This is a genomic window from Legionella lansingensis, from assembly GCF_900187355.1.
Classification (GTDB): Bacteria; Pseudomonadota; Gammaproteobacteria; order Legionellales; family Legionellaceae; genus Tatlockia; species Tatlockia lansingensis.
In genome coordinates, this window is sequence record NZ_LT906451.1 from 1,671,160 (window position 1) to 1,683,535 (window position 12,376).

Genomic DNA, 12,376 nt, shown 5'->3' on the forward strand with positions numbered 1-12,376 from the left:
AACCAAAAGGGACTCTATGCTGCTGGATACCCTATCAAATATTCCTCAAGAAATCTTTAAATTTTTTACTTATGAAGCGGATCGGATAGGAAAGGAAACAGGTTTTCAGAAACGCCGTTCAAAATTGACACCTAGTGTTTTTATAAAATCATTGATAACGCTCTGTTTTTCAGAACATTTTAATTTGGAACTTTTCTGTGGATTGGTAAAAACGCAAAAAGTTTATATCAAAAAACAATCATTACATGAGCGATTTAACGAACGAACAGCCGGATTTCTTAAAGCCTTTTCATTATTCTGTTTAAAGCACTTTCAAATGAAAAAGTTACCTCAACTCCAAGGATTGGAGCAATTTAGTAGCCTTAACATCATTGATAGCAGTACTATATCCTTACATCAGGCGCTGAATGAGCTTTTTAAAGGCAGTGGCGGAGCCGCATCCAGTTCCGCTATGAAAATCCAAATGATGTTTGATTATCTTGGTGGACAAATAAAAGAGCTTACTCTAACTTCGGGCTGTGATAACGATCAGGGCTTTGATAATTATTTTAATACTATTGAAAAAGGAGCTCTTTATTTAATGGATTTAGGTTATTTTAAACTGAACACGTTTAAGAAAATTATGGAAGAAAACGCTTTCTTCATAAGCCGCTTGCTCACCGGAACTAAACTTCTAACACAAGATAAGAAACCTTTTGATTTACTCGTTACCTTGGAGAATGCTGCACCATTCTTTTCTCAGCAGGTCCTTATGGGAGCAACGCATAAAATTCCTGTCCGCTTGGTCGCTCAACGATTACCACCAGTCATTGCCGAGCAAAGGCGGAGAAGACTTATAAAAGATCATCGTCGCCGTGGTTCCACACCAAACCAGGAATCGTTGGCTTTACAAAGTTGGTCTATTTATATTACCAATACCTCTGAAACTCAAATCAATAATAAAGCAATTCATCAAACGTATGCTTTACGATGGCAGGTAGAACTCCTCTTTAAATTAAGTAAATCCTTAATGCATATTGACTCTATCAAAACTAAAAAGTTTGCTCGAGTGATTATTGAAACCTATGGTAAGTTTATTGCAATGATGCTTTTGTTTTTGCTATGCAATCCCATGCGCAACATAGAAGGCAAACAACTCTCTTTTTATAAAGCCTGTCACCAACTAAGTTCCAAGGCTACTGGATTGATTATCGCCCTCATGTCTCCTTATCGATTAAAGCATTTCTTGAATGATTTCTATGAAAATCTCTCCCTCTTTGCTATCAAAGATTCAAAAAAGAAACCTCTTTTGACCTTTGACTTCTGCGAAGGAGAGTGCTTTTAAACTCTTAGCCTGACGGCTATGGGCCTTGGCCCAACAACTCCAACATCAAACGGTACGGTATCTTAAAATTGTTGGGCCAAGGCCCAACCTATTTTATCTGCCTTCTTTAACAACGTTATCAATAGCCATCAAAATTTCCAGTAAGCTTTTCATCTTATCCAATGGCCAGCTGTTAGGGCCGTCACTTAACGCTTTATCAGGATCAGGATGAGTTTCCATGAAAATCCCTGAGATACCGGCAGCCACAGCCGCTCTGGCTAAAACAGGTACAAATTCTCTTTGCCCACCTGAGACACCATTGTTCCCACCAGGTAATTGCACAGAGTGGGTCGCATCATAGACCACAGGACATTGCGTTTCTCGCATGATTTGTAAAGAACGCATATCCGAAACAAGATTGTTATATCCAAAACTGACACCACGCTCACATACCATAATTTGTTCATTCCCACAGGCTTTGGCTTTAGCAACTACATGCTTCATTTCCCATGGGGATAAAAATTGTCCTTTCTTGATATTTACTGGCTTTTTTATCGCAGCCACGTTTTGAATGAAGTTTGTCTGGCGACATAGAAAAGCGGGAGTCTGCAAAACATCTACCACGCTAGCTACTTCGAATAACGGCGTGTCCTCATGAACGTCTGTTAAAACAGGCACACCAACTTGCTGCCTCACTTTTTCCAAAATCATTAAACCCTTTTCAAACCCTGGGCCACGATAACTGCTTACAGATGAACGATTTGCCTTGTCAAAAGAGGACTTATAAATAAAGGGTAACTTCAGGCTAGCGCATAATTCTTTAAGATAGCCTGCAGTTTCCAAAGCCAGAGCCTCGCTTTCAATAACGCAAGGTCCTGCTATTAAAAACAAAGGAGAGGTAATACCTACTTCAAACCCGCATAACTTCATACATTATCCTTTTGCTGGTGTGCTTTACGTGCAGCCAATATAAATTGCTCAAAGAGCGGATGACCATCACGTGGCGTTGATGTGAATTCCGGATGAAATTGACAAGCCACAAACCAAGGATGATCCTGTAACTCAATCATTTCAACCAAATTATCATTCATTGAGCGACCCGAAATCACGAGACCGTGTTGTGTCAAAACATCAAGAAGTTGGTTGTTAACCTCATAACGATGCCGATGTCGCTCAGAGATTTGCGCTTTTTTGTAAACTTTATAAGCCAAAGAATTCGTCTCCAATTGACAGAGTTGTGCGCCTAAACGCATGGTGCCCCCCAAATCAGACTGTTCATCTCGTAGGTTAATTTTGCCATCCGCTTCCATCCACTCACTAATTAATCCGATAACAGGATGAGGGGTCGTTTTATCAAACTCAGTGGAATTAGCATTAGTCAAACCTGCTACGTTGCGAGCAAATTCGATAACGGCAGTTTGCATACCTAAGCAAATACCAAGAAAAGGAATTTTTCCTTCGCGTGCATGCTGAATTGCTTTGATCTTACCTTCGATACCACGTTCTCCGAAACCTCCAGGTATGAGTAGAGCATCAACATTAGCCAGAAGCTCTGGGCCATCTTTTTCGATTAATTCAGCATCAATATAAACGATTTCAACTTTGGTTTGTGTATGAATACCAGCATGGATTAAAGCCTCGTTAATTGACTTGTAGGCATCACTTAACTCTGTGTATTTACCTACCATACCAACTTTAACGGTCATCGTTTGTATGGCTTGCGCATCAACAACTTTTTGCCATTCACTCAAATCGGCTACTTTAACATTTAGGGTCATTTTTCTTACCACAATCTCATCTAAGCCTTGCTTATGCAAAATCATCGGGATTTGGTAAATACTCTCAGCATCTTGTAAGGAGATAACACCCTCTTTTTCAACATTGGTGAATAAAGCAATTTTGGCTCTATCATTTAGCGATAGAGGCTTTTCGGAGCGACAAATTAAAATGTCAGGTTGAATACCGATTGACCGTAATTCTTTAACAGAGTGTTGTGTGGGTTTTGTTTTAGTTTCCCCTGAAGTAGCGATATAAGGAACTAAGGTCAAATGGATAAACAAGGCGCGTTGAGCCCCTAATTCAATACGCATTTGCCGAATTGCTTCTAGAAAAGGAAGTGATTCAATATCACCAACGGTACCACCAATTTCAATCATTGCCACATCAAAACCTTCAGCACCTTCTTTAATCGAGCGCTTAATCTCGTTGGTAATGTGAGGGATAACCTGGACAGTTCCTCCCAGATAATCACCGCGGCGTTCTTTTTTAATAACCGTTTCGTAAATTTTACCCGAAGTAAAATTATTTCTTTTGGTCATCGTCGTACGCACAAAGCGTTCGTAATGACCAAGATCAAGATCGGTTTCAGCACCATCCTGAGTTACAAAGACTTCACCATGTTGGAAAGGACTCATTGTCCCAGGATCAACATTGATATAAGGATCGAGCTTGATTAAGGTAACACTTAACCCACGAGCTTCAAGAATTGCTGCTAGAGAGGCGGAGGCAATGCCCTTTCCTAAAGAAGAAACCACCCCACCAGTGATGAAAATATAATTTGTCATAGATGACCCCGTTTGAGATGCTGAGCCGCCAGAAGCGAATAAATTAATGCATATAAACGGGATTTTATTATAACAAAAGAAGAGCAAAAATAACAGATAATTTCCAGAATCATGTTTTTAAGGTGCAATTAAAAGTGTAAGTCGACGTTTCGTCCCGGACTTGACAGGAGCGGGAAGTCAGCTAAAGAATAATCCTTAAACCTCTTACGTCCTCCCCAATTACACCCGTTTTGTTTTAATAATTTTTGATTCTTTAATATATAGCGGTAATACTATTCATTTAAGAAAAGGAATTCTCCGTGGACACTCAAAGTAATTTCACCAAGTGGTGGGCATTGATTGGAGTAAGTCTTCTATCTTTTACAGGATTTTTAGATTACACCATCGTTGCAACGGCACTGCCATTTATTCAGAAAGAATTAAATGCCTCTGTCTTAGAATTGCAATGGGTCATGAATATTTTTGGCATGATCCTTTGTATGTTTTTGATAGCGGCAGGTCAAGCCGGAGATTTATTTGGACGAAAACGAGTTTTCTTTCTTGGTTTTGCTTTATTCGCGGGTGGAGCACTTGGGGCGGGAGGTTCTCCTTCAATCGAATGGTTAATTTTCTTTCGAGCGCTTCAAGGGTTTGCCGTAGCCATTATATTTACTATTGGCGTTGCCCTATTACCGCAAGCTTTCCCTGAAGAAGAGCAGGCAAAAGCAATAGGAGTATATAGTGCGTTTAATGGTGCTGGGCTCGCAATAGGGCCTTTTTTAGGCGGGGTATTGATTTCTTTTCTAAGCTGGCGCTGGGTATTTTGGATTAACATTCCTATTATTATCATTGGAATATTGATGTGTGCTTTTACACTCAAACCCTCTCCTAAACCAGAGGAGAAGGTTAAATTCGACTGGACAGGATTATTTTTATTAATGGTAGGACTAGGCTCGCTAGTATATGGGATTATCTCTGGAGAGCAATATGGCTGGAATCTTACTTTGACCTGGGCGTCCATTTTAGTAGGAATTATTGGATTATTTTTTCTGATTATTTATGAAAATAAAACCATTCATCCTTTGCTTGACTTAAGTTTGTTTAAAGAGGTTAATCCAATATTGGCCGCCCTAATATGCTGGTCTGCTGGTATTTTAACCTTCATTTTCTTGTTTTTTGACCCACTCTATTTAGGATTAATGCGAAACTTGACGGCATTTTGGGTGGGGTCATTTTTACTTTGCATGCCTGTAGTACAAGTTATTATTTCATTATTTTTTGAAAAATTACTCCATTTATTTGGTGTCTCTCGTCTCATTATTTTTGCATTAGCTGCAGCAGTGATCACAGCAATCCTGCATCTCTTTTTTACCCCCACAATCACTATTTTATTCGTCTTGTTTACTTTTGCTTTAATGGGTTATTCATGGGGAATCGCAAACGTTGGCTCAATCGCTGCAATTACAAGCTCCATTCCTGCTGAAAAAACAGGGAAGGCTATTGGTACAGTATTCACTTTTTGGAATCTAAGCGGGTCTATTGCTTTAGCATTAGGCTCGGTTATTTTTCATTGGCGCGAATCTGCCTCCATTCATTCTTTGTTATACAAAGAAGCATTGGTTTTAACTCCAGAACAACATCAGCAAATCCATTACTTGCTTTCCGATCCTGAGCATGCGAGAGACACATTGACGCAGGTGTTCGGTGCAAATGCAACAGAAATCTATTCCAACTTTATGACAAGTTTCATGAATGGATTTTATTGGGTCTCAGGATTTTCGGCCATTTCTTTATTCATTTTATTTTTGATAGGCTTGCTGGTTACAAGACGTAGACCGTAACTTATAACCCGACAAAACAACGTTTGGATAGACAAAGGATTTATTTTCTACTGGCTAAAAACATCCAGAGGGATAAAAGCACTGTGACAACGAATCCAATATAGCTCACATTCATAGGAAGGACATAACCTGATGCGACTATTTCCCATTTGAAAATTATACGTAATAAGTGAGCAATAGCGACCAACGCAAAAACAAAGCCAGCTACCATCAATGGAATATTTTTATTCATTTTTTCTCCCTAAAAAGTATCCTTGCTTATCCTTCACGTTAACTTTACAGGATTTGAAGTTAATCGTCTCTTCATTCCTAACCCTAGGGAACGTCCCTAGATAGACGTTAGCGTATACAAACTTTGTAAAATTTGATGCATTTCTATGGCACAGTCAGCAGCATCAGCACCTTTATGCCCGTGACTCCCTCCTAAGCGATCCCAAGCTTGAGTTTCATTCTCAGTGGTCAATACACCAAAAATGACCGGAAGATTATAATCCAATGCTATCCTTTGACAGCCATTACTCACTTGTTCACAGACATAGTCATAATGACTGGTTTCACCGCGAATTACTGCACCCAAAGCAATAATAGCCTTCACTTGCCTGCTCATAGCCATGCGCTTGGTGACGATGGGAATCTCGATTGCGCCTGGAACTTCGACAAGAATAATATCCTGCTCCGAAATACCCCGTACTTTAAGCCTCTCAACAGCACCCCGCTGTAATTCTCCAGTAATATCCTGGTTAAAACGACTAACAACAACGCCAATTGGGAATGAGTGCGTTATGTCTTTGGATTCAATCTTTATATGCTTCATAATCCCTCTATTCGATGGTTAGCAAATGGCCAAGTTTATGTTTTTTAGTCTTTAAGTAGTCATGGTTTTCTTTGGTGGGGTGGATCATCAGAGGAATACGTTCCGTCACCCTGAGGCCATATTTTTCCAGCGCTTCCACCTTCTTGGGATTATTGGTTAGCAGCCTCACAGCCTCTATACCCAAGTGCTTTAATATTTGATAAGCCACAGCATAATCACGATTATCAGCCGGAAAACCTAATTTTAAATTAGCATCTACAGTGTCATAACCTTCCTCTTGTAACGCATAGGCTTTCAATTTATTGGCTAACCCGATACCTCGTCCCTCTTGACGTAGATAGATAAGCACCCCGCCTTGATCAGCAAGTTGTTGTAAAGATTGTTTTAACTGAGCTCCACAATCGCACTTACAAGAACCAAATACATCGCCTGTTACACATTCAGAATGAATGCGTACAAGCGGGACCTGATTCGAAATTTTAGGAGGGCGTACTAAAGCAAAATGCTCAAAAGAATCGAGTGCATTTTCAAAAGCTAACATTGCAAAATCACCATAATCATGGATAGGTAGCCTGGTTATTGCAATCTCTTCAACCAATTTTTCATGACGAATACGATAATCGATCAAGTCCCTAATGGTAACCAAAGGAATATCATGTAACTTTGAGAAATTTACTAAATCGTCTCGACGACTCATGGTTCCATTATCATTGATGATCTCACAAATGACTGCAGCAGGAGTAAGACCGGCAAGAGTAATCAAATCAACACTGCCTTCGGTCTGACCCGCACGCTCAAGGACCCCACGTGGCTTGGCGCGCAGCGGAAAAACATGTCCAGGACAGATAATGTCACTTGGTCCACTATTCGGATCAATAGCGACTTTAACCGTATGGGCGCGATCTTTTGCTGAAATTCCTGTGGAAACACCTTTCGCTGCTTCAATCGAGACTGTAAAAGCAGTTCCATAAGGCGAGCGGTTGTGATTTGCCATCATGGGTAACTGCAATTTATCGATAAGTGCTCCGTCCATGGGTAGACAAATAAGTCCACGACCAAATCGAGCCATGAAATTAATGGCTTCAGGAGTAACATGTTGCGCCGCTATCACCAGATCACCTTCGTTTTCACGATTCTCATCATCCATCAAAATGATCATGCGCCCGGCCTTTAATCTATCAATCGCTTGCTCAATGGTTGCGAAAGGACTTGTCATCTTTCAACCTCGTTTTTCAATTGCCCCGCAATCTTGAGCTGATGTGCCACGATACGAGTCAAATAATCAAATTCCACATTCACCGGCTTGCCAACATGCAATTGGCCAAAAGTCGTTTTTGCCAATGTGTGCGGGACCAACATCAATTTGATATTATCATCCGTGACTGCATTAATGGTTAAGCTTATACCATCAAGCGTTATACTTCCTTTTGGTAAAAGGTACATCTTAGCACAAACCACAAAATCGCCTACCACAATTTCCACATATTCATTCAAGGGGGTTATCGACTTTACAATGGCTGTGGTATCGACATGTCCACTCACATAATGACCGCCAAAACGGCTTGACGCTGACATGGCACGCTCAAGATTAACATGATCACCAACATTCAACGCCCCCAAATTGGTTAAAGCCAGCGTTTCTGGAGAAACATCAAAAATCAAATGATCATCATGCTCTGCTAATAAAGTGAGGCAGACGCCATTTACAGCTATACTTTCGCCGGTTTGCAGTTGCGTAAAAGGCGATTTAATCAGCAAGCGATTGGCGATTTCTCCTGCAATATTAGCAACAATCTCGCCTTGTTCTTCAATCAATCCTGTAAACATAAACTCTCCTGCCAATCGAAGCATGCTATGACATTGTCAGCTTTAATTTCCCAGGAAACAGCTTTTTTTTGAGTAAAAATAGCATTGCCATGAAAAGCCTTCGTTGTGTTCTCACCTAAAATCTCAGGAACAAGATAAACATAGGTTCGTTGCACTAATTTCTCTTGATGTAGGGCGGAGAATAAGAGCCCCCCTGCTTCGACCCAGACATCATGATAGCCGAGATGACCTAGATCCTGGATGATTTCTACTAAATCAAGTCGATTATTCTCGGCGGTAACAGCATGATAACTACAATTAGGCTTGGGTTCACGGATAGTATAAGCTTTATCATGATAAATATGACAATGTTTGGCGCTATTGAGAACTTTCGCTGCTTTATCCAGTGTTAGGCGACGATCTAAAATTGCCAACGGTTTACTAACTTCCTGCCCTTGCAAACGAACATTCAATAAAGGATCGTCTTTAAGAACAGTTTTTGCAGTAGTGAGGATAACATCCGTGTGCAAACGATTTTGATGTGTAAATTCAGCACAATCCGAATTCGACAGCTGACACCTTACTCCCCCTTCTCCAGCAATTTTACCGTCGAAAGATTGAGCAATCTTTACCGTAACCCAAGGTTTTTTAGTTAGTGTCCAATAACAATAGCTTTGATAAAAAGCATCAATCTCAGGTAAGGGGAAGTGTAATACGTCTATACCCGCAGATTGCAAGATTTTGGGTGTATCATTGGCAATAACAAGGGGATTGGGGTCACAAAAACCGTAGACGACTTTCGCAATACCATGTTCGATGATTGCTGACACACAAGGTGGCGTTTTTCCCCAATGATTGCAAGGTTCAAGAGTAATATAGAGGGTAACGTCACCAAGTCCTTTGGGAATTTGTTCCAAGAGAAGTTGCTCTGCGTGCGCCGTTCCAGCTCCTCGATGCCAAGCGCGCGCAATAACTTCGCTGTTACGCACTGCAACAGCACCAACACTTGGATTTGGTGCACAAGTACCCCGTCCGAGCCAGGCTTGTTCGAGGGCAGCCAGCATAAAGTAGTTGTGCATAGTTAAATCAGCAATTAAAAATTCAAATATGATAACAAATTATTCAATTTTTGAGTAGACAACGCCAATTCAAAAATTTACCTATCATTCGATCCGTAAGTTTTCTAATTTGACAAACCCAAAAACCGAATTACCGTGGCTTGACCACGGTATCCAGCGATCTTCATAAATTATGGATACCGTGGTCAAGCCACGGTAATTCGATGTTCCAAAAAGCCAGTCAATAAACTTGACGATCGAGTATCAAAAGACTGTGCATTGTCATGCAAACACTCATTTTAGTCCAGATTTTTTTAAAGATATTTCCCATCGCGTCACTCTTTTGCTGTGATATACTAAATCATTCTTGTATTTAAAATATCCATACATGCCATGTCTTTTAACAAATAAGCAGGCTTATGAACCTATTGCATCCTATTAAACGAAAAGGTATTTTTCGCAAGAGCACTTATTGCATTGTGGGCGTTTTTTTCGCTCTTCAAAGTCTTGCTGTTAATACCTTTGCGCTTACCCCTTATTCAACACGTGAACTGGAAGAATTAGAGAAAGAATTTATTCAACTCATTAATCAATCTGACAGTATTGAGCGTAATCCATTAGCAAACCAATACCTTAATCATGTGGGCAAAAGGCTTTCGCGCTTTGCTCATATTCCTATGCCTTATTTCTTTATTGTGAAATCAAACGAGATAAACGCATTCGCAGGACCAGGGGGTTACATTGGTATCAATACACAATTAATTTTGGTCACTGAGAATGAAAGTGAACTTGCTGCCGTTATGGCACATGAAATCGCTCACGTTCGCCTGCATCACTTGTATAACTTAATACAACATGAAAAACAGATGCGTATCCCTCTGCTTGCATCTTTACTGGCGTCGATGGCGCTAGGAGTGGTTAACCCAACATTGGGTGGTAGCGCATTATTGGCTTCAATCAGTGGTTTTGCTCAAGATAACATTAATTTTACGCGAGCGAATGAGAAAGAAGCCGATCGCATTGGCATCGACATGCTTGCAAAAGCTGGCTTTGATCCCAGAGCTATGGCTAGTTTTTTTAAAAAAATGCAAGAAAATACACGCTACTATTACACTGCACATATTCCCGCCATTTTAAGAACACATCCGCTTGATGATGATCGGATTGCTGAAGCCGAAAATCGCATTGATTATCTTGGCAAAAGAAATGTCCAGAGCAATCTCGATTACCGCTTATTTAAAGAGTTAATTCGTGTTTCTGTCGCCAGTAACAGCAAACAATTGCTTGATTATTACCAGTCTCAATGCCACAAAAAAAATAGTGGAGCAGCGTGTCAATATGGCCAGGCATTAGCCCTTCTTCGTGTCAATCAATACCAACAAGCAGCAGCGCGATTAGGCGCTCTCCTTGCGCAAGATCAAGATAATCTGTTTTATCAAATCGCTATGGCCCAAGCTGAAATGGGCAATAAGCAATCTGATGTTGCCTTGAGGAGGCTTCATAATTTACAAGCCAACTATCCTGAGAATTACGCTGCTCTTATGGCTTACGGTCAGGGTTTGTTAACAGCGGGCAAGGCGGAACAAGCAGCCAGTATTTTGTTGAAAGGTTCCAGGCAATTTAAAAAAGATTTAGCCTTATGCGAAACCTTGGCTCAAGCTCAGGCAGCTGCTCACCATAAAAGCTATGCCTATTTTACCGAAGCTCAATGCCAACTTTTACAAGGACGCAAGCGTGAGGCCGTAAGGCAATTAAAGCAAGCCAAATTACTCGCCAAGAATGACCATTACTTGCAAGCCAGAATAAGTGCCATGATTGAAGAGATTAAATTTTTATCTGCGGATTGATGAGATCCTCCCTCACCCCTTGTGGGAAAGGTCGACGCGCGTAGCGCGGCGGGTGAGGGGAGGTAAATTAAACTCTCATTCACTGAATACCAAACCAACCCCCAGTATCACCACCTGCCCAACATTCAATATTTTTGCAAGACTTGATCTTTTGTGAGCATAATTGCTTAAATTTATCCGCAGCGCTAATATCTTGATTAAAATAACCTTCAGGCTGGCAAATACGCTCCTTATATTGGCCTCTCACGCGAATCTGACCCATGACATAAATGGTTGGTGAAACGGAGTACACCCCTTTAGAATGAGAATAGCAAGCGATGTAGCACCCCGGTGCTGCGGTATAGCTATTATCCGTGGGCAATGATACGTCTTTTGCACCCGGATAGGGGTGGTTAATGACAACTCCCTCACCAATAATATAAACGGGAAAAGGCGAAGGCAATAAGCGTGTATCAGGATTCATAGAAGTATTAGGATCTTGAGATGATGCATAAGAGATGAATGAAAAGCCCATTAAAAAGAGCATAAGCGTTTTCATAATGACTCCATCAATAAAGTGCTTCTTTGATTATAGTCTTTTCCTGGCTGAGAATTTTTATGAAAAATGTAGCAATTGATGAATCCAAGATAATTGCGCACACCCAGAAATGGCTGCAATCCTTTGTTATTCAATTTAATCTATGCCCTTTTGCCAAAAGAGAGGTAGAGAGAAAATCCGTAAGAATGCAAGTTAGTCCAGCCCAAAACATACAACAGGCTACAGAAGATTTTTTTTCGGAGATTATGCGCCTAGAGAGCCAACAAGGTATAGAAACGACCCTCCTAATTCTTCCGTATTTATTCAAAGATTTTTTCCATTACCTTGATTTCATTGAATTATGTGAGTTATTTCTGTTAGAGAGGGGATATGAAGGCATTTATCAGATAGCGAGCTTTCATCCTAATTATTGTTTTGCTGAGGAAGCCTTTGACGATGTGTCTCACTATACCAATCGCTCGCCCTATCCGATGATCCATCTTTTAAGAGAAAAAAGCCTGGAGAAGGCGATTAAGTTCTATGGAGCAACAGAGGCCATTCCAGAAAGGAATATTAACACCATGCGTAAACTTGGATTAGTAGAAATAGGAAAAATTCTGGCTAATTGTTTTCAGGAAGAATGATCA

The 12,376-nt window shown here is 40.5% G+C and carries 12 protein-coding genes; 4 read left to right on the forward strand and 8 right to left on the reverse strand.

The window, feature by feature from the left end:
- The first annotated feature begins 16 nt into the window (after window positions 1-16).
- Window positions 17-1,324 carry an IS4 family transposase gene (locus CKV79_RS07560; RefSeq protein ID WP_095141691.1) on the forward strand — a complete coding sequence of 436 codons (1,308 nt, stop codon included), beginning with the start codon at window positions 17-19 and terminating at the stop codon, window positions 1,322-1,324.
- Between the two features lie 93 nt (window positions 1,325-1,417).
- On the opposite strand, the gene kdsA is transcribed toward CKV79_RS07560, so the two are convergent.
- Complete coding sequence (gene kdsA / locus CKV79_RS07565) at window positions 1,418-2,233, reverse strand: 3-deoxy-8-phosphooctulonate synthase (protein ID WP_028374178.1); 816 nt, start codon at window positions 2,231-2,233, stop codon at window positions 1,418-1,420.
- Window positions 2,230-3,867, reverse strand: coding sequence for a CTP synthase (locus CKV79_RS07570; RefSeq protein WP_028374179.1), 1,638 nt, complete (start codon window positions 3,865-3,867; stop codon window positions 2,230-2,232). Before CKV79_RS07570 ends, kdsA begins: the two co-directional genes overlap by 4 nt.
- A 299-nt stretch (window positions 3,868-4,166) precedes the next feature.
- Between CKV79_RS07570 and CKV79_RS07575 the strand changes: the two genes are divergently transcribed.
- Window positions 4,167-5,687: an MFS transporter gene (locus CKV79_RS07575; protein WP_028374180.1), complete on the forward strand. Its 1,521-nt coding sequence runs from the start codon at window positions 4,167-4,169 to the stop codon at window positions 5,685-5,687.
- 40 nt (window positions 5,688-5,727) lie between these two features.
- On the opposite strand, the gene CKV79_RS07580 is transcribed toward CKV79_RS07575, so the two are convergent.
- From CKV79_RS07580 to ribD, 5 genes are all read right to left on the reverse strand, one after another.
- On the reverse strand, window positions 5,728-5,919 hold the full coding sequence (locus CKV79_RS07580) for a hypothetical protein (RefSeq protein ID WP_028374181.1): 192 nt from the start codon (window positions 5,917-5,919) through the stop codon (window positions 5,728-5,730).
- A 96-nt stretch (window positions 5,920-6,015) separates the two neighbouring features.
- Complete coding sequence (gene ribH, locus CKV79_RS07585) at window positions 6,016-6,501, reverse strand: 6,7-dimethyl-8-ribityllumazine synthase (protein WP_035916166.1); 486 nt, start codon at window positions 6,499-6,501, stop codon at window positions 6,016-6,018.
- Window positions 6,502-6,508: 7 nt separating this feature from the next.
- Window positions 6,509-7,717 carry a bifunctional 3,4-dihydroxy-2-butanone-4-phosphate synthase/GTP cyclohydrolase II gene (locus tag CKV79_RS07590; protein WP_028374183.1) on the reverse strand — a complete coding sequence of 403 codons (1,209 nt, stop codon included), beginning with the start codon at window positions 7,715-7,717 and terminating at the stop codon, window positions 6,509-6,511.
- Entirely contained in the window at window positions 7,714-8,328 is a 615-nt protein-coding gene (locus CKV79_RS07595) for a riboflavin synthase (protein WP_028374184.1), read from the reverse strand. Before CKV79_RS07595 ends, CKV79_RS07590 begins: the two co-directional genes overlap by 4 nt.
- Entirely contained in the window at window positions 8,313-9,386 is a 1,074-nt protein-coding gene (gene ribD, locus CKV79_RS07600; protein WP_028374185.1) for a bifunctional diaminohydroxyphosphoribosylaminopyrimidine deaminase/5-amino-6-(5-phosphoribosylamino)uracil reductase RibD, read from the reverse strand. Before ribD ends, CKV79_RS07595 begins: the two co-directional genes overlap by 16 nt.
- Window positions 9,387-9,784: 398 nt before the next feature.
- Here ribD and CKV79_RS07605 point away from each other — a divergent pair, with 398 nt between their 5' ends.
- A complete protein-coding gene (locus CKV79_RS07605) occupies window positions 9,785-11,212 on the forward strand; it encodes a M48 family metalloprotease (protein WP_035916168.1) in 1,428 nt (475 codons plus the stop codon).
- Window positions 11,213-11,291: 79 nt separating this feature from the next.
- On the opposite strand, the gene CKV79_RS07610 is transcribed toward CKV79_RS07605, so the two are convergent.
- Window positions 11,292-11,750, reverse strand: coding sequence for a hypothetical protein (locus tag CKV79_RS07610; protein ID WP_028374187.1), 459 nt, complete (start codon window positions 11,748-11,750; stop codon window positions 11,292-11,294).
- Between the two features lie 59 nt (window positions 11,751-11,809).
- Here CKV79_RS07610 and CKV79_RS07615 point away from each other — a divergent pair, with 59 nt between their 5' ends.
- Window positions 11,810-12,373 carry a DUF1415 domain-containing protein gene (locus CKV79_RS07615; protein ID WP_035916171.1) on the forward strand — a complete coding sequence of 188 codons (564 nt, stop codon included), beginning with the start codon at window positions 11,810-11,812 and terminating at the stop codon, window positions 12,371-12,373.
- The last annotated feature ends 3 nt before the right edge of the window (window positions 12,374-12,376 follow it).